This is a genomic window from Sphingobacterium sp. SG20118, from assembly GCF_044740685.1.
Taxonomy (GTDB): Bacteria; Bacteroidota; Bacteroidia; order Sphingobacteriales; family Sphingobacteriaceae; genus Sphingobacterium.
In genome coordinates this window covers 236,042-259,919 of record NZ_CP172826.1, presented here as the reverse complement: position 1 = coordinate 259,919, position 23,878 = coordinate 236,042, and the positions used below count along the sequence as shown (strand labels likewise).

The window sequence follows — 23,878 nt, the reverse complement described above, 5'->3', positions numbered from 1 at the left end:
TTACCCAATATTGACTTTAAAATTTTCAAAGGTTAAGACCGCCTCCACGATATTTCCTTCCTTGGTCTTGACTCCTTTTAAGGTTGATGTTTTCCCTTTTTCAAGTAGGTTCTTCATTTCCTTTTCCTCTAACATAACACCATTCAATGTGCGCCATATTTTAAAGTCACATCCTCGGGCATAGTGATCGCATTGTGCTACTTTATCAAAAAGTTGAATCTGACCTGTTGCACATTTCGGACATTTTATCTTTCCTTTTTGCAACGGTTTGATTTCTTCATGGGCAATGGAAATACGCAGTTGCAACAATTCTTTTGTGATACGCTCGGTATAGTCTTTTATATGTTTCATAAAGACCTCGTACGACACTTTATTGGCGCGCATTTCTTCCAGTTTCTGCTCCCATTTACCTGTCAGGGTCACCTTGGCAATGGAACGATCTTTCACCAGATTATAAACCGTCAGACCTTTGTCTGTCGGAATAAGCTTCTTTTTATCACGTTTGATATAATCCCTTTGGAATAAGGTTTCAATTGTCGCTGCACGTGTTGCCGGAGTACCTAATCCACAATCTTTCATCGCTTGGCGCATCTCATCGTCATCGATTTCTTTTCCAGAGGTTTCCATTGCTTTTAACAAAGATGCTTCTGTATGTATTGGTTTTGCTTTTGTAAACCGCTCTGACAGCTCTAATGATAAAATCTCCAATAACTCGTCCGCAGACAATTTAGGCAATTGCGCATTTTCGTTATCCTGATCTTCGGTATTCTTATCTTCATCGGGCAATTCAACCTGATCTGCAGAAAGACGCCATCCATATTGCTTAATTACTGTCCCTTTGGCAATTAACTCGACACCTGCCGCATTAATAACCACCGTGGTAATATCTTTTAGACAGACATCGGAAAAACTCTCGACCATGCGCTTGGCAATCATATTGTAAATATTGCGCTGTTCTTGTAATAAAGCTCCTGGCTTTTCATCTGTTACTAAAAGGGCATGGTGGTCGGTTACTTTCTTTTCATCAACAGACCGTTTGTTCAACTTTGCTCCAATGAGGTTACGAGAAATGGCTGCTATTCCCTCTTCTGCTGTATCTGCTAAATGCTGAAATAATTCTTCGACTTGCTCAAATACATCTTCTCCGATATACCGAGAACCCGTACGCGGATAGGTGATTACTTTTTTCTCATATAACGTCTGAGCAAGATTGAGGGTCTGGTCTGCAGAATACCCGTACTTTTTATTGGCATCCTGTTGTAAGGAGGTCAGATCGAATAATAATGGCGGTTGCTCCTTGGTCTCTTTTGCTTCGACCTTGGTTACGGTAGCCTCCGAGCCAATAGTAATCTTTGCAATCGCCTCTTCTGCTACATCTTTCTTATCTATTTTTTCCGAAGTTGCCTTAAATTTGATATTATCTTTTTCAAAACCGGCTTGAATCTTATAGAAGGTTTGTGGCTTGAAATCTTTATTCTCTAAATAGCGGGAACAAATCATGGCTAATGTGGGTGTTTGTACCCGACCTAGCGAAAGCAAACCGCGATTACCTGCCGCAAGGGTAATGGCCTGAGTAGCATTGATACCAATGAGCCAATCTGATTCCGAGCGTGAACGCGCAGACATATATAAACTGTCGTATTCTGTTCCCTCCTTCAAATTGGCAAAACCTTCTTTAATGGCTTTGTCTGTCTGTGAGGAAATCCATAAACGCTTGAATGGTACTTTTGCTCCAAGATAATAATAGATATTACGAAAGATCAGTTCCCCTTCGCGCCCAGCATCCGTCGCCACGATTACTTCATCAGCTTTATCCAACAAATATTTAATCGTATTCAACTGCTTTAATGCACCTGCATCATCTATTTGCTTACCATCCCTTTTAAGTTTTTTAGATTCCAACTTAAATTCGGTAGGAATAATAGGTAAGTTAGCGATTGACCAATTATGAAATCCGTATGCTTGAGGAGTACACAATTGAACTAAATGTCCAAATGCATAAGTGAAAGCATAACCATTTCCTGAAATATAGCCATCATTGGTTTCTTTTGCCCCCATAACGCGGGCCAAATCTCTTGCAACTGATGGTTTTTCGGCAATAACGACTTTCATATTTTTTGTTTAGATAAAATGCAGAACAAGGAGAAGATTTACTTTCCTAATCCTGTTATTTTTAATAATATATCCTATTAAGCTTAGTCTATTGAAGGAATGATAATACCTGTTATCTTACGATACAAATCGATTGCATATACATCTGTCATCCCTGAAACAAAATCCAAAACAGCCCTTATTTTTGAATAAGAATCATCGTGGTCTGTATAAAATTGATGCGGAATTAGTGCTACTAATTTTTCATCATAACTATTTTTATTCTTTTTCAGATAGGCTGGAACAAACTCGGCTAATAAAGCATTCATCACTTTATAACCAGCGATCTCAATCTGAACTACTGTTGGTGCATTATAGATCTTTGCTACTGATATTTTATTGATCTTTCTAAGATGCGCCACTACATCTGGATCTAAGGCATCCATCAATGCACAGGGGAATGTTCCCTTTAATAATTGTTCCTGTTTCTTATAGAAGACTTCAACACATGCTTTGGTCAATGTATTGATTGCTTTTGCTCTTAAGAGTGCTACCCGACTGGCGGTATCGATAAGTGAATCCAATCGTGTCCGTAAATCTTCACCACCACATAATGGGAGTAGCAATTCTTCCACTTCGGGGTAAGATAAAATTTTTAAATGATGTGCATCTTCTAGATCAATGATATTATAACAGATATCATCTGCCGCCTCTACCAGATAAACTAATGGGTGACGCAAATAACCTTTCGGATTCGTTGGGTCTTCCAATAGTCCTAACTCCGCTGCTATCGTTTCGAATGTTTCGCGTTCGGAAGCAAAGAAACCATATTTTTTACGGTGATGATTTTTTTTAATGTGACCATCAATCGCTGCACATGGGTATTTGACAATCGATGCCAAAGAAGTATAGGTTAATGCAAATCCTTTATCATCCTTACCATTAAAAGGATGGGTCAAAATACGAAGGGCATTGGCATTACCTTCGAAATGAGTCAAATCTGCCCATTCTTCTTTGGTTACCTGTTCTTGGTATTTGCGACCATCCCCTTCTGTAAAGTACGTTGAAATAGCCGCTTCACCTGAATGCCCAAAGGCAGGATTGCCCAAATCATGCGACAAACATGCTGCAGAAACCATATTACCAACTTCCTGTAAATAAGGATACTCTTCATCTATATCCGGGCTTTCGTCCTTCATCTTGGTATAGAATAAGCGTCCCAAAGATCGGCCTACACTGGCAACTTCCAAACTATGAGTAAGCCTATTATGGACAAACACAGCTCCCGGTAAAGGAAATACTTGTGTTTTATTCTGCAATCTTCTAAATGGAGAAGAAAAAATCAATCTATCGTAATCACGTTGAAATTCTGAACGTGCTATTAAATGACTATCACTGACACGATGCTCATAACCCCAGCGTTTTGCGGATAGTAATTGTTTCCAATTCATACTTGTATTTACAGACATATTGCAAATATACATTTTTTGATTTTCTAACTGTTGCGGCTTTTTACAAATTGATTTTTTATAAATATCAACAATCGTTTTTTAAAAAAAAATAATCTTTATCTTTAACAAGGAACAAAAACAACCACCATCATGAGTCATTATCATTTGCCTTCTATCCATAATTTCACCAGTACTGTTGACGAAAAGAATACACACCTTATTGTTTTAAAGAACACCCGAGGTATGCAAGTTGCCTTGAGTGATTATGGCGCACGCATTGTCAGTATTCTCGTTCCTGATAACAAAGGGAAACTCACGGATGTTGCTTTGGGATTTAGCAATATAGGTCTTTATTATCGGGCTGACGAAAAGTATCACGGTGTGACGGCTGGAAGATTTGCTAACCGCATCGCCAATGGAAAGTTTGAGTTGAATGGTAAAACATACAGCTTGCCGATTAATAACGGTATCAATTGCCTACATGGTGGCCCTGGGGGTTTTCATACAAAAATATGGGACCGACGTGTCAGTTATCAATCTCAGGCTGAATTTTATTTAGTTTCTCAAGATGGTGAAGAGGGCTTTCCTGGAAATCTGAATGTATCTGTAACCTATACCTTAACTAATGACAATGAAATCATTATAAAATATAGAGCAGACTGTGATCAAGATACTGTTTTAAACTTGACGAACCATACCTACTTCAATTTAAATGGAGAGGGTTCTGGCGATATACTGAGCCACCAGTTAAAAATCAATTCGGATGCTTATCTGGCTGTTGATGAAAATCAGATTCCCATTGCGACAGTTCCTGTAGAAGGAACGGCTTTCAATTTTAAAGAATTTAAATCAATAGCACAGGATATCGTTGCCGATGACGAACAATTAATTGCATCAAAAGGATATGACCATTGTTTTGTCAACAATAACCCCATCTCGACAGCTTGCGCAACTGTGTATTCGCCAAAATCAGGTATACGATTGGATATTTTTACGACCGAGCCTGGCGTACAATTGTATACGGGTAACTGGTTGACAGGAAATGATATTGGTAAATCAGGAAAAGCTTATCTACCCTATGCAGGTTTCTGTTTGGAAACGCAACATTTTCCAGACAGCCCTAACCAACCCGAGTTTCCATCCACTTTACTAAAAGCTGGAGCGGAATTTATATCGGAGACACACTTGAAATTTTCTATCGAGAAGTAATAGGGTAAGCGGTTATGGAGTTAGTAGGTTAGAACATTTCTAACCTACTAACTAACCTTCTACCTATTTCACGAGCTCATTTAAAGCGCTCTGCACTTTTTCAAAGCCAAATGAAGATTTAACTTCTTCAAACATCCGTTGTATTTGGTCATTACCAAGATTTCCAATACTTCCTTCATGGGTGTGATTGACTTCTTTAGAAGGTTGGAATTCTCCGGCATCGATAGCAATTCCGATATTTTTATAAGCTTCTCGGAAAGGAACTCCTTTTAACACTTCATTATTGACCACTTCTACAGAGAATAAATAATCGTATTTAGGATCATCCAGTACATCTTTTTTTACCGAAATATTTTCCAACATAAAGGTTGCTATTTCCAGACAATCGTTCAACGATTTAAAGGCTGGAAATAGATTTTCTTTAAGAAGTTGTAAATCACGATGATATCCTGATGGAAGATTTGTTGTCATCAAAGCAATCTCATTCGGTAAAGCTTGTATTTTATTACAGCGTGAACGGATCAATTCAAATACATCGGGATTCTTTTTATGAGGCATAATACTTGAGCCTGTAGTCAAATGCGCTGGAAATGATATAAAGCCAAAATTCTGGTTGATATATAAGGTCACATCCATTGCAAATTTTGCCAAGGTAGCTGCTATAGAACTCATTGCCTGTGCTAAAATACGTTCTGTTTTTCCTCGCCCCATTTGTGCATAAACGACATTATAATTCAAATCATCAAAGCCCAATAATGTCGTCGTCATTGTTCGGTTTAAGGGAAATGAAGAGCCATAACCCGCGGCAGAGCCTAAGGGGTTTTTATTACAGACTTTCCATGCCGCTTTCATCAATTCTAAATCGTCGACTAAACTTTCGGCATATGCACCAAACCATAACCCAAAGGATGAGGGCATAGCAATCTGTAAATGCGTATAACCAGGAATGAGAATACCCTTATATTGTTCGCTTAGGCTAATCAATTGATTAAAGAAAATCTCGGTATTGCTGACCATGTTTTGAATCTCTGTTCTGAAATATAATTTCAGGTCCACGAGAAACTTGATCATTTCTTGAGCGTCCGGAATGGATTTTTTTTCCAGCTTCCCCAATCCGTTGTGTTAATAACATCTCGATTTGCGAGTGTACATCTTCCACAGAATCTTCTATTTCGAATTTTCCAGCACTAATTTCCTGATAGATATTTTTCAATTCTTGTTGTACAACAGCAAGATCTTCATCGGTCATGAGGTCGATACTATTCAGCATGCGCGTATGGGCCAAAGAACCCAAAACATCTGCAGCTGCTAATTGTAAATCCATCACGCGATCATTACCTACGGTAAATGATTCGACAAATGAATCAACATCTATGTTTTTTTGCCAGATTTTCATTTTTTAATATGCTTTTTTATATGCAATACAAAAATACCATTTGAAAACAAATAAAACAATTGATCTTCAGTCCCTAGTACATTATGAGTCATCTCATGGTTAGGTTTCTGACATTTATTTCGAAAAACATACAGTCAATTTTCATAAATAAAAAATATTTTTATGTTAAATGTTTGTTAAAACTCAGCAAACAGCGATAGTAAGTAAGCGGTTACTTTGTTTTTGATTGTTTCATTGTAGCACCAATTTAATTTTTATATGTTTGTACCATAAGGGAGAGTGAAATAAAAAATATAAGTTTTAAAGTTAGCAAACACTTACTTTTTAAACTAAAAAAAACCAAACTATGATAGACCATAAAGTCTTTAAACTTTAAGAAATTGAACCCTAACTGATTATAAACCAAAATTATATAGGCATATCCATCCAGGATATGCCTTTATTCTTTTTTATATTTATCTTTGTATCCATAATAGTGTGAATTTTCACTAAACAAAATATTAGAACGATGGGAACAGAAAGCAAAAGACAACAACGTTTTGCTGGTGTATTACAACAAGACTTAGCTGAATTACTCCAGCGCGAAGGCAATAGTTGGGCTCCTGGTGCATTTATTACCGTTACACGTGTACGCGTAACGCCGGACTTAGCGATAGCAAGGGTATATTTAAGTTTTTTAAATACCAAGACAGCTCCTGAGGATTTAAAAGCAATCCGTACCAAAACGACAGAAATCCGATACAAATTAGGTGCAAAAATTAAAAATCAAGTTCGGATTGTTCCGCAATTGGATTTTTTCTTGGATGACACCAATGAGTATGTAGAGCACATGGATAAAATATTTGATGAAATCAGTAAAGAAACAAGACAACCAGATTAAACAATCTGGTTTTTTTGTCTATTTTTAAAAATGGTTTTCAATTTAGATTTTGATGACAGCCAAATTAGTTTTCCGCATCCATCACTGGCTGATGAGGACGGGCTGCTAGCTATCGGAGGCGACTTGAGTTCGGACCGATTGATCTTGGCTTATGAAAATGGTATATTCCCCTGGTTTAGCGATGATACTCCTATTATGTGGTATGCTCCGCATGAGCGATTTGTCATATTCCCGGAACAGCTGAAAATCAGCAAGAGCATGCGTCAAATACTGAAAAGTAATCGATTTACCGTTACTGTTGATCAAGCTTTCTCGGAAGTTATCCAGCACTGTTCTCAAATTAGTCGTAAAGACCAAGAGGGTACCTGGATAACCACTGATATGATCGATGCTTACCAAGCGCTCAATAAGCTTCAGTATGCACATTCTATTGAAGTTTGGGAGAATGGGGTGCTCGTCGGCGGACTATATGGGATTTATATACATCAAGTATTTTGTGGTGAAAGTATGTTTTCAACAGTTTCTAATGCTTCAAAAGTCGCTTTAATATATTTATTGACTCAATTCAAATTAAAATTTGTTGACTGTCAATTCCATACACCACATTTGGCTTCTATGGGAGGCCAAAGCATTTCGCAACAAGAATATTTGTCCCTATTAAAAGAAGAAAATGCAAGTATCTTATAAATCCTATTTTGATATCCCCGATGATATCTGCTATTTAACTACTCCTGGTTCGGGCCTACTCCCTATCACTTCGAAAGAGTGGCGTTTGAAAAGAGATATTGATTTTTTTTCAACGGCGACAGATTTACGTGAAAAACAAGGTGAGTTTAATCTTGCTGTTAAAAAGAGTATCGCCGAGTTTTTCACAGTGGCTATTCAGAATGTTTATAACACGCCGAACTTCTCCACGGGTTTTAACACATTGCTGGATAGACTTCCTAAAGATTCGAAAATCTTATTACTTGAGGGTGACTACCCTTCTGTCAATTTCCCTGTCATCTCTCGCGGTTTTCAATATGTTACGGCCTGTATAGATGAACAATTGGAAGAGCATATTATACACGCTATTGAAAAACATCAACCCTCTGTATTTATCTTAAGTATCGTACAATACATTTCCGGCATTAAAATCAATCTCGAGTTTATCAAACAATTGAAAAGTCAATTTCCTGAATTACTTATTATTGGTGATGGCACACAATTTTTAGGGACTGAAGTTTTTGATTTTTCGCAATCTGGATTTGATATTGTAGGTGCTAGTGGTTATAAATGGTTATTGGGAGGTTTTGGAAATGGTTTTATACTTGTAAGTCCTTATGGGAAACAGGTTCTTTTCCCAAATCTGGCGACCCAGGACTTAGAAATAGATAAAATGTGGGCAGGTAAAAGTATCGATCAACTTTATTTTGAGCCTGGACATATCGATACCTTAGCACAGGGAACACTTCAAAAAGGATTAGCCTTTTTCAAGGAACACGGATTGGAAAATACGGCTGCCTATACGCGCAGTCTAGTCGAAACCGCTAAAGCGGAATTGAGCAAAAGAAAAATACTCAGTCAAGTTGTGATCAATAGAGCTGAAACGAGCACCATATTCAACTTGCAAATCGATCAACGACATTATACCATGTTAATGGAAAACAACATCAAATGTTTCCCACGTGGCAATGGCATAAGAATCGGCTTTCATCTATATAATGATGAAAATGATCTCGAAAAATTATTAAGTATTATTGACACTAAAATTTTAAAATAACATGGGTTTCAAAATAGGAGATTTAGTCAGATTTGTGGATGAACCAATTGAAGGTCATATCACATCCTTCCAACCCAATGACATCATTGGTGTAACAGATGACACAGGGTTTGAAATACCTGTTCAAGCGAGTAAATTAACATTGGTGCATGGTAATATGCGCCGTGACGACGATGAAATGACGGAACATGCTGAAGAAGTTCCCTCAAAATTTATTGAAAAGGGTATCCTCTTGGCAATTTCCGGTGATCATAAAGACGGATTAGCCAAATTGCATATTATCAATCAAACTTCTTTTGAGTTATTGGTCAGTGTCACGGATACGAATGCCAATAAAGCAAAAGGCATATTTGCGGAAAAGATTAGCAAACATGATTCTGTTCAATTCTATTCTGGTAATTTCGCTACTGTTGGAAAATGGCCGACATTCCGTTTTCAAATTATCAGACATGCAACGAGTTTACAGGCTATACAGAATCCAATCGTTAAGGAGCAACGTGTACGTCCCGTAGACCTTACTAACCCGAAAGAGATTAATAACATTTTGGGCGAAAAGGTTTGGAGTTATGAATTGGATAAAGAGGAGGAAGATCTAGGTCTAGATAAATTAAAGTCTCACTTTATTTCGCATCGTCCGAATAAAAAATAAGCTTGGTTTTTCCAAGCTTATTTTTTTACTCCTCAATTTGCTTTAATTTTTTAACACTTAATAGTAAAAGGACAATGCCTATAAGGTAAACGATCCATCCCCAACGCATATGCAATGATCTGGATAATAAATGATCTGCAAAACCCCAACCGAAATAATTATTGATTTTAAAGAACACAGCGGTTATACTGATTATATACCATCCTGCTGCAATACGGGTCATCCATCTATACCCAACCAATTGTCTAATAAAAAAAAGTAAACCTGTTATGCCTATTATCATGTAGGTAATAAAAAACAACAAGACGTCAGTTTGATATAAATTCCAATTCCCTTTAATCGGTACTTTTAACATGGGTAGCATCCCCGCTAAAAGACAAATTATCAAACCTGATAGTGCAAAACTTTTTCTTATGATAATCATAGTATCCAAAATTAATATGCAACAAAAATAATCATCTGTCTGATGACTTTTAAAATTTATTTTTTCTAAAAAATCTGTTCATTGATACTGCATTACATGCTAATACATCTGCAATCACTCCATCCATATTCAGAGACTTTTTCATGACCACGATCTCTTTGCCCTATATAGATGTTAACGATTAAAAAAGTGGGGCTCCTGAGTAATATATCGGCTTAAAGAAATAATTGGTGCATTTATTGATATTCTCGATTTAAGAATCATCATTTTTTGAGTTTTATTGTGTGCTCGAAGACACGTTTTTTTTGTGAATATATGATATTCAACAAATATTTTTTAAATCACATAATACAAACCTATATATATCAGTTTGTTAACATTAATTTAACATTATTTGTAATCATTCTAAATTCATCTGTTTGACAGATTTTTGACATATAGCATAAGCTTTTAAACTACATTTGCAGAGTTAAAATTAATCGAGGATATTGCTTTGAAGAATCTTAAGGTATTAGCATTCACACACAAACACGTAGAACTTAAAGATTTAGGTAATCTTGTTATTTGTAATGAGGAATTAGAGAGTAGACTAATGAATCTAAAACATAACTTAGATATTCCTGAGGTCTTCTATATCGGCACATGTAACCGTGTTGAATTTGTGTTTTATGGCGCCCATGACCTGACGAATGAATTCATTGCGCAATTTATGGAAAAACTCAATTTCTGTGTTCCTCAAGAAAGATTACAATGCTACTTAGGTCAGGTGAATAAATACGAAGGAATGGATGCGTTAAACCATCTTCTTCGGATGTCTTGTTCTCTTGAAAGTTTGGTCGTTGGTGAAAAAGAAATTTTAGCACAGGTACGTCGCGCTTACGAAAGATGTAGGGAAGCTGGTTTTACCGGTGATTTTCTACGCATGTTGATGGATCGTCTTGTCAAAACTGCAAAAGAGGTCTATACGTTTACAAAAATCTCTAGAAACCCGATTTCGGTTGTTTCTTTAGCTTACCGTAAATTAAAAGAAATCAAGCTTGTTGATAATCCAAGAATCTTAATTATTGGTTCAGGAGAAACGAATCAAAATTTAGCGAAATATTTTCAAAAGAAACAATCGAGCAATTTTGTTATTTTCAACCGTACAGTTGAAAATGCGCATAAGTTAGCGGAAGAATTGCATGCTCAAGCGTATCCTTTATCGGAATTAATGACCTATAAAGGAGGTTTTGATATCTTGATTACTTGTACTGGTGCTACTACCGCTATCATTGACAATACACTATACCAATCTTTATTAAATGGGGAGACGGACAAGAAGATTATTATCGACTTGGCGATTCCGAATGATATTGATGCGGAAGTATTGGCGAATAATGCTGTTCATTATATTGAAGTGAGTTCGTTACAAGCGATCGCAAATAAGAATATCGAGGAGCGTTACAGTGAACTGTCTAATGCTGAAAAAATTATTGCGGATAATATTCAGGAATTCTTACCTATTATCAAACAAAGACGTGTTGAAGTTGCGATGCGTCAAGTTTCCACAAAAGATTAAGGAAATCAAATCTACGGCATTAAATGAAGTTTTTGCTTCAGAATTTCAAGCTTTAGATCCAGAAGCACGTGATGTACTGGAAAAGATTATTAATTATATGGAAAAGAAATACATCAAAGTTCCGATGGTGATGGCTAAAGAGATATTAGTCAAAGTGAACGAAAATGGTGTAAATTAATCTCTACCTTCCTTCAAGCTCTTCATTTCCTATTATTGAGATTTTATTCTGACAGTAACGTGTCAACAAATTAATACTATTTATTTATTTTTGTCTATCTTAATAAATAAAATAAGGTAAAGAATATAGATTGTGAATAGAAAACTTATCATTGGCACTCGTGGAAGTGCACTTGCATTATGGCAAGCTAACTTCATCAAAGATCGTCTCGCTGAAATTGGCATTGAATCTGAATTAAAAATCATCAAAACTCAAGGTGATATCATTCAACATCTCCGTTTAGATAAACTCGAAGGTAAGGGATTTTTCACCAAGGAATTAGAAGAAGAGCTATTGGTTGGGTCCATAGATTTAGCGGTTCACTCTCATAAAGATTTACCTACAGTCAATCCTCCTGGATTGATTATCGCTGCTGTTTCGGATCGCGAGAATCCTGCTGAGTTATTGATTATCCATAAAGATTGTGTTGATATCAAAAAACGTCTTTCTTTAAAGCATAATGCAACTGTTGGTACTTCTTCTAACAGACGTAAGGCCCAACTTTCTTCGATTAGACCGGATCTTGAATTTGCAGATTTAAGGGGTAATCTACAGACCCGTATGCAGAAATTACGCGATGAGCAATACGATGCTATCATGCTTGCAAAGGCTGGTATTTCTAGAGTCGACATGGATATTTCTGATTTTCATATTGAAGAGATTCCTGCTGTTGAACTGGTTCCTGCTCCTGCTCAAGGTGTATTGGCGGTACAGATTCGCGAAGTCGATGTGGAACTCTTTCAAGCGCTACAGCCGATAAATAACGCAGAGGTTCAAAAAACAATTGCTGTTGAACGTAAGATATTGAATTTATTTGAGGCGGGTTGTCATGCTCCATTAGGTGCTTACTGTCGTAAAACTGGTGATACCTACGAGACTTGGACTTCTATTGCTGAAACGAGTGATGATTTTCCTGATCGTGTCTATGTGAAAGGTGATGATCCTTCGAAGATGGCAGAAATTATCTTCGCTAAATATGCGAAGGATAGGAAGTTGCCAAAATCGGTTTTCATTAGCCGCGATTTAGATGAGCATTCTTACCTTTCTCGTTATTTTGCTAAACATAACATTCAAGCTGATGCTCGTTCATTAATTAAGATTTATCCTATTATCAATAAACTTGATCCGTTTATCTTAAAGCATGTTGACTGGATTTTCTTTGCTAGTAAAAATGGTATTGAGCATTTCTTTAGCTTAGAACCTCGTTTGAGCAAGAAGACTAAATTTGCTGTTGTTGGCCGTGGTTCTGAGGATACTTTACGTAAGTATGATCGTCGAGCTGATTTTTCTGGGGAACAGTATGGTATTGAGATGGAGGAGATTGCTGCCCAGTTTGCTGCATTAGCGGATGGTGGTACAGTTTTGATTCCACGTGCAAAGGGCTCTTTGGAAACCATTCAAAAAGCACTTACTCCGGAGACGAAAGTCATCAACATGCCTGTGTATGAAACGGTATTAGATGATAATATCGACGCTACTAATGCTGAGGTTTTGATTTTTACTAGCCCTAGTAATGCTGAAGCTTACTTTGTCAACAATTTAATTGAACCGGAGCAACAAGTCATCTGTATCGGTCGCTCAACTGCAGCGGTATTCGATAAAATGGGACTTTCATATACACTGCCTTACTCTCCTGATGAGATCGGCTTGGCTGAAGCTATTTTTGGATTAGACTATACTTCATAATACGATTGGAAGAATTTAAACTCTTCCAATCTTCTTAAAATACATATAACATGTTACAACGTCCGAGAAGAAATCGTAAATCAGCGGTGATTCGCGATATGATTCAAGAAAACCGTTTAAGTACGGGTAATTTAATCTTTCCACTCTTTATTGTAGAAGGACAAAATCAAAAAACAGAAATTTCATCTATGCCTGGGATCTATCGGTATTCGATTGATAACTTATTACGTGAAATTGAAAGCTGTCTAAAAATTGGTTTAAATTCATTTGATTTATTCCCTGCCGTAGAAGAATCTTTAAAAGATAAATTCGCAACCGAAAGCTATAGAAAGGGTACTTTATATCTTCAAGCAATTGAAGAGGTTAAGAAAAACTTTCCAGAGGCTTGTGTCATTACAGATGTTGCCATGGACCCTTACAGTTCGGATGGTCACGATGGAATAGTCGAAAATGGCGTGATCCTGAATGATGAGACTTTAGTTGTTTTGGGAAAAATGGCTTTAGCACATGCTCAAGCTGGTGCGGATATCATTGCTCCTTCGGATATGATGGATGGTCGTATTGGTTATATCCGGAATATCTTGGATGAAAATGGCTTCACAAATGTTTCCTTAATGTCTTATACTGCGAAATATGCTTCGTCTTTTTATGGCCCATTTCGCGATGCACTAGGCTCGGCTCCAAAAAATGGTGATAAAAAGGGCTACCAAATGAATTATGCCAATAGTAGAGAGGCATTGATCGAAGCACAATTGGATTTAGAAGAGGGTGCTGACTTTTTAATGGTAAAACCTGGTCTTCCTTATTTGGATATCATCAAATCGTTGCATGATAACTTTGATCTGCCAATTGCTGCTTATAATGTTTCTGGGGAATATGCCATGATCAAGGCTGCTATCGGTAATGGTTGGTTGCAAGAGACGGCAATATTGGAAACGCTTATGAGTTTCCGCCGTGCTGGTGCTACTGCAATCTTGACTTACCATGCCAAAGAAGCTATCGAAAAAGGTTGGATTAAATAATCGACCTCATATATACATGACATATAAAGCTCAAGTTTATCTTGGGCTTTATTTGTTCTAGCCTAAAAATAAATGATTTCAGCACATTGCTTTGTCCTGCATCTTGTGCTATTCCTTACACTGAAATGAGAGATTTTAGTAAATAATTGGATACTTTTGTTGTGTAAATTATAATCAATATGACACAACAAAATAGCGCTCATACGAAAACTGCTGATATTTCTAGAGAAAAGTCGGCTCAACTTTTTGAAAAAGCGAAGCAATATTTTCCTGGTGGCGTAAATTCACCTGTACGCGCTTTTAAATCTGTTTACGGTACACCTTTATTTATTGAAAGAGGAGATAAAGCTCATATCTGGGATGCCGATGGAAATGAGTTTATCGATTTCTGTTGCTCTTGGGGTCCTCTAATCTTAGGTCATAACAACGATGAAATTCGTGAAGCTGTTACTGCACAGTTAAGCAAAGGATTAAGTTTTGGAGCTCCTACTGCTTTAGAGAATGAACTTGCTGAATTGATCATATCGAACAATCGATTTATTGAAAAAATTCGTTTCGTGAGTTCAGGTACTGAAGCCGTGATGTCTGCTATCCGTTTGGCTAGAGGTTATACAAAACGTGATAAAATTGTGAAATTTGAAGGTTGTTACCATGGTCACTCGGATTCCTTACTCGTAAAAGCGGGTTCGGGTTTGGTTACTTTTGGTGAAACTTCTTCTGCGGGTGTTCCTAAAGCTTTTGCCGATGAAACCATTGTGATTGCATTGAACGATAAAGAGGCATTAGCTGCTGTTTTTGAGCAATTCAAAGATCAGATTGCTGCTGTTATTATTGAAGGTGTTCCTGCAAATAATGGTCTTTTATTACAGACTAAAGAATATATCCACTATTTAAGAGAAATCACTAAACAAAATAGTGCGTTGTTGATTTTTGATGAGGTGATAACTGGATTCCGCTTGGGTTTTGAAGGTGCTGCTGCTTATTACGAGGTGCAACCTGACATCATCACTTATGGTAAAATTATCGGTGGTGGTATGCCTGTTGGTGCATATGGTGCATCAAAGGAATTGATGAGCTGTATCTCTCCTGATGGTAATGTCTACCAAGCGGGTACTTTATCGGGCAATCCGGTTGCTATGGCTGCTGGTATCGCTACTTGTAAAGTCTTGACCCAACCTGATTTTTATAAAAATCTAAATGGGAAAACGGCTACTTTCGTTTCTGATATTCGGAACTATATTGAAGAGAAAAATTATGAGGTGAAAATCTTTACCATTGCTTCTATCTTCTGGTTTGCTTTTACCGATCAGGAAGCCATCTTAAAAGCAAGTGAAATAGATCCAAATTCGATGGAATCATATAAAATAATGCACCGTGAGCTTTTAAATAGAGGTATTTATTTTGGCCCTTCTGGTTATGAGGTTGGCTTTGTTTCACATGCGCATACTGATGAGGATTTGACTATTGCTAAACAGCATATTTTCGCTGCTTTAGATTTAGTTTTTGGGTAGTTATAAACTTTTTTTAATATAATCTGTTTATATTTATTGTAAAATCATACAATTATGAAAAAAAACGTATTAAAGTTTGCAATGGCAGTACTCGCGATCGGAGGAACGCTAGCTTCATGTCAGAATACCGCAACTAAAACGACGACAACAGGTCAAGATTCTATCGCTTCTACTGATAGCACTTCTGGTACCGATATCACTGTTACTCCTGTAGCTGATTCAAAAGCTTTTCCGGGCGCTGATTTAAAAATTGCCTCCATTACTTCTGAGAAGGTGGGTACTGACTCTGCTAAAGTTACGGTCAACTATACGGTTAGTAATTTTAAATTAACAGAGCAGACTGCACATGATCATCATATGGCTAATTCACATGATGGACAACACATCCATTTCATTTTGGATAACAAACCTTATGCGGCTTTGTATAAACCAGAACATACAGTGACTGTGGCATTGAACTCTGAACATTATTTGATGTCATTCTTATCGCGCTCATACCATGAATCGATAAAAACGACAGAAGCATCAAAATTGGTTAAATTTAAAATTGACAAAGACGCAAAAGTAGTACAAGAAGCTGCAGTAACTGCTCCTTCCCTATTTTATAGCCGTCCAAAGGGAGAGTATAAAGGTGAAGATACGAAAGTATTATTGCTCGACTTTTTCCTTGTCAATACTACTTTAGCTGCTGATGGTAATAAAGTGCTTGCTGATGTGAACGGTAAACAATTCACATTGGATAATTGGGGTCCTTACGAAATTAAAGGATTACCAATGGGTGATGTAAAAGTTAAATTAACTTTAGTGGATAAAGATGGTAATGCCATTACTGGAGATAATGTTTCTGTAGAAAGAGATATCAAATTATTAGCCCAATAAGGTTTATAAATTTAGATAAAAGGCTTCGGAAAATTCCGAAGCCTTTTTTTATGTCCTCCATTGTATGTGAAATATAGGGCATGAACAATTCGTGAAAAATTATGCCGTAAAGTAAGGTAATACGATAAAGGTCCTTTGAGGATTATTCCAAAAATTAAGGGGTCTTGCTATTTATGCAAGGCCCCTTAATTTTGTATTTAGATTTGAACTAATATCCAAATGCTCTAAATTCACCTAAGTGCGTAAAATTATCACCATCGTTCTTAGGTTTAGTCATCGTGATACGGACAAATCGTGCATCAACAATACTTGGGAACAAATAATCTTGCCATTTATCAGCGGTTGGGTCAAAAGTTAAATCATTAGCAACCTTCTTAAAATTAGTTCCATCCAACGAAACTTCAATATTATAAGCAACAAATCCATTTGTTTGACCACTTCTTTTCATCATACTAATTTTAGCTAGCGGCTTTTGTTTACCAAAATCTATCAAAAACCAGTGTGGAAATGCTATTTCTGGATCATATTGAGAATGCCAAAACGTTTCGACATTTTTATCTATCAACGCTGCAGCTCCACCTCCATCACCAGGCTGCTCATCGGAAACAGATATTTTCCAAGATGATTGATCACCATATTCCGATAATGGACTAAATAGAAACCGATGTACCTTCCTTACCCGTCAACTTCACCGTCAAATTACTGAATTGGTTGCCCATATTCAAAGGAAGAATACCAGCTGCCAAATCATTGGCAATCTTGACCGACCTAGAGACACCATCTGACACATAATCCACCTGTACCGTCACGATTTCCTCGATATCATTCGTCCAAGTTACCGCTCCCGTTTTTGCACCCGTTGTATTAAATAGAAACGATGGAATGATGGTTTTATAAGGAAGAATACCTGGTGACATTTGTAGCACTTTAGAATCGCTTTTATTCAATTCAGCATCGACGATAGAAACTGTAAAATCAATCAATTTCGTCTGGTCAAAAAGCTTATCGATTACAATCGTATCAATCGACACGCCATTCATCAACTTCTCTTTAGCTACGCCTTCCACCTGATAGGCAATTTTGTAACTCAAGCTACGTTCCAAAGTTTTTGGAAACACAATTTGAACTCCCCCTTCCACCTTTTCCGCACGCATATTATCCAATCTATAGGATACTTCAAACGGTTTAGGAGTTAATTCTGCAATTGTTTTTTTTGAACTTGCTCCATCCGTAGTAAAATACTGCAATTCGAATCGATGCGCCTTCACTTCTTCCAAAGCAATAATCGTAGGTTCATCAAATTTAGTTACTTCTAGTACCTTCTTGTCTGCCCCCTCCACATAAGAAATAACAGCTTTGGAAACACGATCACTAAGTAGTGGCCAATAGATCTCTATTTTTTGATTAAAGGTCGAAACCATCGTTAAATTGGTTGGTCTCGCCGTTGGTCTTTTTTCTGTAACTTCAATGTTTGAATCTACATCCTTTGGGAATATCAATTCTTCTTCTTTACACGCATTAAATGCCAGTAACATTCCTCCAAGAAGCATGAGCTGGTTGATTTTCATCGTTCTTTTCATTTTCATCATGACTAGCAAAGCATTAAGGTTTTAAAAATTCTATTTCATACTTATTTAAGAAAACTTGTCCTTGAAGTGCCCACTCCTTCTGTGGTTGAATCTCCAACCAGTAGAAAATTTGAGTGAAATAATCCTGAGGTTGAATTAAAATCGAATTTTCCGGTACATAAGGCAGGTTATTACCTGTAAGAACAAGTCGCGAAGTACCTTGAGCAGTAATATCAGGGTTTCCGCTAATTTTATTTACAAATTTATTATTCACAAGCTCATCCATTGGCCAATAACCGATAAGATTTGGATTAGATAATTCGGCATCAGGAATACCAATACGGTTAGCATTCTTCTTTATACTTTCTTCGTCCATTGCTTTGTTATATATATGAACATCGCATAGCTGAAGATCATTTGGAAGTCCTGAAAAAATATAAGGATAGTAACCGAAGGTCAAACCTGTTGCTGTAACTACTTTTTTAAGGTCAAGATTTGTATTTGTCATTTGACCTGTTTTCAAACCATTAACATACAACACTGCGGTCGATACACCATTTACTTTTGAAATAACAGCAGTAAGGTGAGCCCACTCTCCAGTACTTGAAACAGGCCCCATACTGGTTTCCATCGAAGTAGCACCGTCAGCAACAAAAAATGTGACATTATTACCAGCTCTATAGAAAGTCCATCCTGGAGTTTGCCCCGTTCTTGCTTGATTTTTACCTAAAAAAGGAGTATTTGAAGCATAATCATAGGTACCATTAGTTGGGTTCATTTTTATCTTTGCCTCAACCGTTAATTCACCTGTCTTACCCAAATCGTAAATTGACTCTTCTGCTAACACAGGGCTATTTCTTCCTCTAAATGCATCTGGTCCGTAGTACGCATAACTCGTTTGTCCTGAATCATAAAATCCAAAAAAACGCATCGATTTCATCAATTCTGATTTCAATTCCAACCCCTCAAAATTTGGATGTTGAAAAATTGCGAATGTATTTCTTTCTTGAAAAGAACTACCTCCATAAGATTGATCTATACCACCATGATTACTCGTAATGATGACTAACCACTCTTCAGTCTCATAATTTTTACGCGCTTTTACTGCTGATAGAATTTCTCCTATATAACCATCTACTTTTTTCACGGCATCTGTATATACAGTTGAAGAAGCAGAAAATTTACTTTTCACACCCGCATCTAATACATCTTTAAATTGGACTATAGCAAAATCTGGATTTTTCTTATCCAACAATGATAACATCTGATTTTTCACCTCTTCATCAGACTGCTCATCATACCCTTCATCAGCACTTATCAACAGCTTCGTCGTTAACGCTTTGTCTCTAACCACTGCCATTTTTCTTATTCCTGGAGATATCGTTGCCATTCTATAAAGAATTGAGGGATAACCTGCAGCATTTTGATGCGGATTATTTTCATTAGGCTTTGGAATATAGGAATCATCTTCAATTTGATGCATATCATAGGTTACCCCACTCATCATCGACATCCAAGACGCCGCATCTTTTGTATTATCATTTGCAATCGCATCGAAAGTATACTTACTTGTCTTCAACATTTCTGCAATGTTAGTTGGCATAATTTCTTTAATTTCCTTGCCAACTGCACCATCGATAGATATAAATAATACCTTCCGTTTTACTTGCATATCTCCTTCCTGCTCGTACTCTTCATAAATAGCAGGGGGGTTTTCATATTTTGTACAGCTACTCCAAATCATTAGGAACCCTAATGATAAGGCTGCTGTTTTTAATCGGTTTAAATATCTTTTCATAACGCTACATTAAATATCATAAAATACGCCAATTTCAGCAAGTGCTACATGATTTTGATCGACCAAATTTTTGTCCGGGAACACAAATTTAACAAACTGTGCTTCCACCATTTTGTCAAAAGTTAATTCTCTAATCACATTTCTTTGGGCCGTCGTTTCAGACTCTTTCGCTAGTGCATAAGTGCCCATCTCTGTCCACGTTTTATTATCACGACTGACAAGTACTTTTACTTTCGTTTGGAAGGTAGCTCCTTGTCTATTTTGGATAAAGAAACCTTTAAAGGCGTTGACTTCATTCATATTCATGACCAATTCAACAGGTAGATCAGTAGGTACAGCACAGCCCGAATAACATGTATGCCAATATGTTTTTGGATCTCCATCTGTCATTGCGGAGAACTTACCCGTACTTTCACCAGTAGCCGTCGATACATTTGAAGTAAATTCAAATGTTCCACTTGGTAAATAATACTTCGGTGTCAACGGTGCATCCCCTCCGGTATATGTCAGGGGATTATACTCCCATATTGCCATTTTCATTGGGTCGTATTTTGTGCGCATTTCTCGTTTTGCAGCTGCACTGACTGGGATTCCCCATGCAATGAAAAAACGATTGAAATCTAATCCTGCAAACTCACAGAGCTGACGATAAAAATAATCCCTTTTGGCTTGATCTATCGTCGTTGTAAAGTTTTCATTTCTTGCCTTCGTGTAAATGAAAGGAAAAAAGTCCCATCCTGATTCCCCTTTTTTACCTTTTACCTTATCAAAGATCTGCAAAAATGGCGTAATCCGAGCAAAAGCCTCATTATCACTGTTTAATCCAAACCCTTCTGGAAATTTTGAAAAGCTTTTGGCTCCCGTAGATTTCGCGTATTCAATTGCATTAGGAATTGCTGTTTCCAAAGCTGGGTGAAACAGCGTACGATTGGTTTCTCCCCGATTTCGGGCAGCATTAAAAATGAAAACATTATTCGTCGTTTCAGTCAGATCTGTCCAGCTCCAAGAATAAGAGGCTTGATAATTATGTCCTACTTCGTGATAACTTCCCCAAGATGCTCCCTTTTTAATGGTAGCTGGATTGGTTAATTCTTCCAACCAATACTCATCCTCCTGCATAATCCATGGATTTCCCGAGTGTGCATATCCCATTGACGGGTGAATATCCATAACACCGCGCTCCCATAGGCTCGGATAGCGATTAATAGGATTTGCAGCATTAGGAGATAACCCCATCCAATCGTAATAATCTTTTTCATATGAAGCATCCCATAATTTTAAGGCTTCATCTACTTGATCCATTCTTCCTGATTGAATAAACTTAAGCACTAATGACCTTGGAACCGAAAATGCCGATCGTTTACCAATCAGATCCATCCAAGGTACGTCCTGAGCCAGTACCTCCTTCTTCCATGCCTCTACTGAAGATTTTCCTAACACAAAATCGGTAGACTTAACCGCATTGGCAACCTTTAGATTGATAGGCGTTGTACTACTAAAAGTACTATGAATCCAGATTGTTCCACCATATAGATTACCTACATAATTGACCCCTGGGAATAATTCTTTAACCGTATAAATGATATTGTCTCTTCGTGGCGCATCTTTACCCGTAATATTATCGGTATGTACTCCTACCTGTACAGTCAGGCCAATAATCCCTTCTGGCACCGTAATCCGCACCATCTCACCAGCTGGGGCATATAATCCGGTGCTATAGATAGGTGGAGGTGTATTACTTACTTTATATTCAAACGGAGTAATATATTCTTTATCCATTAATATGGATAGCGTCGTATCTGCTATTCTATTGACATTTTCTCCCACCAAGCCAGGATAAATACGTGCACGACTGTACATACTTTTATCCACCTTGCCCGCTGTCGTATCGGTCATCAGCGGAGACTCCAGATCGTCTCCCTCTTGATAACCATTTTTAAAATCATAGCCATCCTTTCCACAGGATGTAACTAAGCTCGCCATCCCAAAAAGCGCTGCGAAAATTATATTTCTTTTATTCATAATGGTCTTATTAATCGATTAGTTTCTAATTTGAGCATACTTAGGGCTCCAACTTTTACCATCCAGCTGCCAAGCACTCTCCACCGATACCCCCAACCATTGATAGATCATAAAGGGTACATCTACTGCATTAGGTACTTGACGGAAAAAAGATTCATTAATCGGTGGTTGAAAAAAGGGCACCAATTCATTAAAACTGACCCAAGAAATTGGTCCTTTCAAATTAAAATTATCTGCTTTGCCTGTTTTTTCAGTCAAGCGATTCACGTTTACATCGTCGTATCCTGGCCAGTAGCCTTCCAAGTTATCCCAAAAAGGAAACGTTTCATCGATATGTGTAACACCACCATAACGTTTTACCTCATCATGAGTAAAGGCTTTATTATAGATCTGCACATTGCTGATAGACATATCCAAGTTATCTCCATCACGTTGCGTATATCCGATAGTCAATGGAATGGTATTATCAAAATTAACACTGTTAAGGGCATTTTGAGATACTTTTCCTGCTATTGCATTTTTAGTACCATCTGTATACATATAGATGGAATCCTGGCTACCACTTTTCTTAATTACCACGGTCAAAGCATGCCATTCGCCATCATTAATATAACTTCCAAAAGTTTGAGGTGCGAAAGAGCTATTAAATCCCCAACCCCCACTCTCTGAAAATATATTCCATCCAGTCCCTTCAAATCCTTTTGCTCGTTTTGCAAAAAAAGTTGCATAATTAAAATTTGAATTCGCCACATTATGTTTTGCAAAAAAAGTAATGGTCCAGTCTTCATTTGTACTCAAATTAAACTTCTTAGCATCATCCAATGACCCGGTTACCTTACCATTTCCAGAATACGTAAACCGCGTCGCATTACCTACGAATGGTACATCCTTAGCATTAGGTCTTGGAAGAATCTTTCTAACAAATTTTGGAGAGTACATTAAGGTATATGTATGGCGTTTACTATCGCCAAAGGCCGTAAAATCCGTAACAGGTTCTTCCGAATCACCCCCTTTACCAGAAGTGACCACTACTAACCAGTTTTCATTTTTATAGGATTCACGAGCTTTCACTGCATTGACCATATCTTGCACCTGTTTATCCATTTTTTCAATGGCGGCAACATAAGCCGCAGCAGATGCATCGTATTTTGAAGCTACTCCAGCCTTGTCTACAGCCGTTAAGTGTACGACATTTAAATCTGCCGAATCGGTCGCAAGACCAGTAATCGCTGCTGTTATAACGCCATCGTCATTGGCATTCATTTGCACGTGCGCATCTTTTCCCAAATAGGTCGAATAAGCTTCCGAAGACGTATATAAACTTGAGACCTCTTGGTTTTTCAATGTTTTTAATCGCGTAAAAACAGTGGGATATTTTTCCGAATCTAATGTTGACAAATCCTGACCGGTCACTTTATTTTTATTTGCATTGACCCCTGTCAGTAATGTCGAAGCAGCGGATTCACTGGTCATTGGAAAATCTACTGTTGGATCCGCCAAACTACCAAAAGTAAGCAATCCATTGCGCGTCATTTCCGTTAAATTAACTGGCGCTATCTCCTGTACTACAGATCCAGCCAAGCCATCTACTATGACTAATAATACTTTATCCTTACTCTCTGGACTATCCTTTGCTGCATTAAAATTCTGCAACAAATTAGGAAAATCTTTATTACATGCAGTTAAGAGAAATAATCCTCCTAATCCATATATTATGTTTTTAAAAACGTGACTATATTTATTCATAATAGGTTC

General features: G+C 37.3%; 18 protein-coding genes and 2 pseudogenes. 11 read left to right on the top strand and 9 right to left on the bottom strand.

Going from position 1 to position 23,878, the window contains the following annotated elements; translation table 11 throughout:
- Both ACFX5U_RS01305 and ACFX5U_RS01300 read right to left on the bottom strand, forming a co-directional pair.
- A complete protein-coding gene (locus ACFX5U_RS01305) occupies window positions 1-2,112 on the bottom strand; it encodes a DNA topoisomerase 3 (RefSeq protein WP_280571011.1) in 2,112 nt (703 codons plus the stop codon).
- A gap of 83 nt (window positions 2,113-2,195) precedes the next feature.
- On the bottom strand, window positions 2,196-3,560 hold the full coding sequence (locus tag ACFX5U_RS01300; protein ID WP_280571013.1) for a deoxyguanosinetriphosphate triphosphohydrolase: 1,365 nt from the start codon (window positions 3,558-3,560) through the stop codon (window positions 2,196-2,198).
- Between the two features lie 132 nt (window positions 3,561-3,692).
- On the opposite strand from ACFX5U_RS01300, the gene ACFX5U_RS01295 reads away from it, so the two are divergent.
- On the top strand, window positions 3,693-4,751 hold the full coding sequence (locus ACFX5U_RS01295; protein WP_400262305.1) for an aldose epimerase family protein: 1,059 nt from the start codon (window positions 3,693-3,695) through the stop codon (window positions 4,749-4,751).
- Window positions 4,752-4,814: 63 nt separating this feature from the next.
- On the opposite strand, the pseudogene argH reads toward ACFX5U_RS01295, so the two are convergent.
- A pseudogene (gene argH / locus ACFX5U_RS01290) lies at window positions 4,815-6,147 on the bottom strand (argininosuccinate lyase).
- A 508-nt stretch (window positions 6,148-6,655) separates the two neighbouring features.
- On the opposite strand from argH, the gene rbfA reads away from it, so the two are divergent.
- Genes rbfA through ACFX5U_RS01270 form a run of 4 tightly spaced genes read left to right on the top strand, consistent with a single transcriptional unit; the run spans window position 6,656 to window position 9,438 of the window.
- Complete coding sequence (gene rbfA, locus ACFX5U_RS01285; protein ID WP_038695631.1) at window positions 6,656-7,027, top strand: 30S ribosome-binding factor RbfA; 372 nt, start codon at window positions 6,656-6,658, stop codon at window positions 7,025-7,027.
- Window positions 7,028-7,057: 30 nt separating this feature from the next.
- Entirely contained in the window at window positions 7,058-7,714 is a 657-nt protein-coding gene (aat, locus tag ACFX5U_RS01280; protein WP_038695629.1) for a leucyl/phenylalanyl-tRNA--protein transferase, read from the top strand.
- Window positions 7,698-8,789 (top strand): aminotransferase class V-fold PLP-dependent enzyme, encoded by a 1,092-nt coding sequence (locus tag ACFX5U_RS01275; RefSeq protein ID WP_400262304.1) that lies wholly within the window; start codon window positions 7,698-7,700, stop codon window positions 8,787-8,789. Before aat ends, ACFX5U_RS01275 begins: the two co-directional genes overlap by 17 nt.
- Before the next feature lies 1 nt (window position 8,790).
- Complete coding sequence (locus ACFX5U_RS01270; RefSeq protein ID WP_400262303.1) at window positions 8,791-9,438, top strand: hypothetical protein; 648 nt, start codon at window positions 8,791-8,793, stop codon at window positions 9,436-9,438.
- Between the two features lie 25 nt (window positions 9,439-9,463).
- Here the strand turns inward: ACFX5U_RS01270 and ACFX5U_RS01265 are convergent, their stop codons facing one another.
- The gene (locus ACFX5U_RS01265) at window positions 9,464-9,862 is read right to left on the bottom strand and encodes a hypothetical protein (RefSeq protein WP_400262302.1); all 399 of its coding nucleotides are present in this window, start codon (window positions 9,860-9,862) and stop codon (window positions 9,464-9,466) included.
- A 493-nt stretch (window positions 9,863-10,355) separates the two neighbouring features.
- Between ACFX5U_RS01265 and hemA the strand changes: the two genes are divergently transcribed.
- The 6 genes from hemA to ACFX5U_RS01235 all read left to right on the top strand — a co-directional run bounded on the left by hemA (window position 10,356) and on the right by ACFX5U_RS01235 (window position 16,735).
- Window positions 10,356-11,420: a glutamyl-tRNA reductase gene (gene hemA, locus ACFX5U_RS01260; RefSeq protein ID WP_400262301.1), complete on the top strand. Its 1,065-nt coding sequence runs from the start codon at window positions 10,356-10,358 to the stop codon at window positions 11,418-11,420.
- Window positions 11,383-11,598, top strand: a complete 216-nt coding sequence (locus tag ACFX5U_RS01255) for a hypothetical protein (protein WP_400262300.1) — start codon at window positions 11,383-11,385, stop codon at window positions 11,596-11,598. The genes hemA and ACFX5U_RS01255 overlap by 38 nt, the downstream gene beginning before the upstream one ends.
- A 132-nt stretch (window positions 11,599-11,730) precedes the next feature.
- Window positions 11,731-13,323 carry a hydroxymethylbilane synthase gene (hemC, locus tag ACFX5U_RS01250; RefSeq protein WP_038695619.1) on the top strand — a complete coding sequence of 531 codons (1,593 nt, stop codon included), beginning with the start codon at window positions 11,731-11,733 and terminating at the stop codon, window positions 13,321-13,323.
- A 50-nt stretch (window positions 13,324-13,373) separates the two neighbouring features.
- Window positions 13,374-14,345, top strand: a complete 972-nt coding sequence (hemB, locus tag ACFX5U_RS01245) for a porphobilinogen synthase (RefSeq protein WP_038695617.1) — start codon at window positions 13,374-13,376, stop codon at window positions 14,343-14,345.
- Between the two features lie 179 nt (window positions 14,346-14,524).
- Window positions 14,525-15,856: a glutamate-1-semialdehyde 2,1-aminomutase gene (hemL, locus tag ACFX5U_RS01240; protein ID WP_400262299.1), complete on the top strand. Its 1,332-nt coding sequence runs from the start codon at window positions 14,525-14,527 to the stop codon at window positions 15,854-15,856.
- A gap of 54 nt (window positions 15,857-15,910) precedes the next feature.
- Window positions 15,911-16,735: a hypothetical protein gene (locus ACFX5U_RS01235; protein WP_038695613.1), complete on the top strand. Its 825-nt coding sequence runs from the start codon at window positions 15,911-15,913 to the stop codon at window positions 16,733-16,735.
- Window positions 16,736-16,943: 208 nt separating this feature from the next.
- Here the strand turns inward: ACFX5U_RS01235 and ACFX5U_RS01230 are convergent.
- The 5 genes and pseudogenes from ACFX5U_RS01230 to ACFX5U_RS01210 form a co-directional block, all read right to left on the bottom strand.
- Window positions 16,944-17,366 (bottom strand): annotated as a pseudogene (locus tag ACFX5U_RS01230) (discoidin domain-containing protein); the annotation flags it as partial.
- Between the two features lie 19 nt (window positions 17,367-17,385).
- Window positions 17,386-18,315 carry a hypothetical protein gene (locus tag ACFX5U_RS01225; RefSeq protein ID WP_400262298.1) on the bottom strand — a complete coding sequence of 310 codons (930 nt, stop codon included), beginning with the start codon at window positions 18,313-18,315 and terminating at the stop codon, window positions 17,386-17,388.
- Between the two features lie 22 nt (window positions 18,316-18,337).
- Window positions 18,338-20,101 (bottom strand): LamG-like jellyroll fold domain-containing protein, encoded by a 1,764-nt coding sequence (locus ACFX5U_RS01220; RefSeq protein WP_400262297.1) that lies wholly within the window; start codon window positions 20,099-20,101, stop codon window positions 18,338-18,340.
- 9 nt (window positions 20,102-20,110) lie between these two features.
- Window positions 20,111-22,123, bottom strand: a complete 2,013-nt coding sequence (locus tag ACFX5U_RS01215) for a M60 family metallopeptidase (RefSeq protein ID WP_400262296.1) — start codon at window positions 22,121-22,123, stop codon at window positions 20,111-20,113.
- Window positions 22,124-22,141: 18 nt separating this feature from the next.
- A complete protein-coding gene (locus ACFX5U_RS01210) occupies window positions 22,142-23,869 on the bottom strand; it encodes a LamG-like jellyroll fold domain-containing protein (RefSeq protein WP_400262295.1) in 1,728 nt (575 codons plus the stop codon).
- Window positions 23,870-23,878 lie beyond the last annotated feature (9 nt).

What these genes read in the sequence shown, in the direction of transcription:
- ACFX5U_RS01295 (WP_400262305.1), top strand. Translation starts at nt 3,693, where the DNA reads ATGAGTCATTATCATTTGCCTTCTATCCATAATTTCACCAGTACTGTT.
- ACFX5U_RS01270 (WP_400262303.1), top strand. Translation starts at nt 8,791, where the DNA reads ATGGGTTTCAAAATAGGAGATTTAGTCAGATTTGTGGATGAACCAATT.
- ACFX5U_RS01275 (WP_400262304.1), top strand. Translation starts at nt 7,698, where the DNA reads ATGCAAGTATCTTATAAATCCTATTTTGATATCCCCGATGATATCTGC.
- ACFX5U_RS01235 (WP_038695613.1), top strand. Translation starts at nt 15,911, where the DNA reads ATGAAAAAAAACGTATTAAAGTTTGCAATGGCAGTACTCGCGATCGGA.
- ACFX5U_RS01265 (WP_400262302.1), bottom strand. Translation starts at nt 9,862, where the DNA reads ATGATTATCATAAGAAAAAGTTTTGCACTATCAGGTTTGATAATTTGT.
- ACFX5U_RS01225 (WP_400262298.1), bottom strand. Translation starts at nt 18,315, where the DNA reads ATGAAAAGAACGATGAAAATCAACCAGCTCATGCTTCTTGGAGGAATG.
- rbfA (WP_038695631.1), top strand. Translation starts at nt 6,656, where the DNA reads ATGGGAACAGAAAGCAAAAGACAACAACGTTTTGCTGGTGTATTACAA.
- ACFX5U_RS01210 (WP_400262295.1), bottom strand. Translation starts at nt 23,869, where the DNA reads ATGAATAAATATAGTCACGTTTTTAAAAACATAATATATGGATTAGGA.
- hemL (WP_400262299.1), top strand. Translation starts at nt 14,525, where the DNA reads ATGACACAACAAAATAGCGCTCATACGAAAACTGCTGATATTTCTAGA.
- hemB (WP_038695617.1), top strand. Translation starts at nt 13,374, where the DNA reads ATGTTACAACGTCCGAGAAGAAATCGTAAATCAGCGGTGATTCGCGAT.
- ACFX5U_RS01215 (WP_400262296.1), bottom strand. Translation starts at nt 22,123, where the DNA reads ATGAATAAAAGAAATATAATTTTCGCAGCGCTTTTTGGGATGGCGAGC.
- ACFX5U_RS01220 (WP_400262297.1), bottom strand. Translation starts at nt 20,101, where the DNA reads ATGAAAAGATATTTAAACCGATTAAAAACAGCAGCCTTATCATTAGGG.
- ACFX5U_RS01305 (WP_280571011.1), bottom strand. Translation starts at nt 2,112, where the DNA reads ATGAAAGTCGTTATTGCCGAAAAACCATCAGTTGCAAGAGATTTGGCC.
- ACFX5U_RS01300 (WP_280571013.1), bottom strand. Translation starts at nt 3,560, where the DNA reads ATGTCTGTAAATACAAGTATGAATTGGAAACAATTACTATCCGCAAAA.
- aat (WP_038695629.1), top strand. Translation starts at nt 7,058, where the DNA reads ATGGTTTTCAATTTAGATTTTGATGACAGCCAAATTAGTTTTCCGCAT.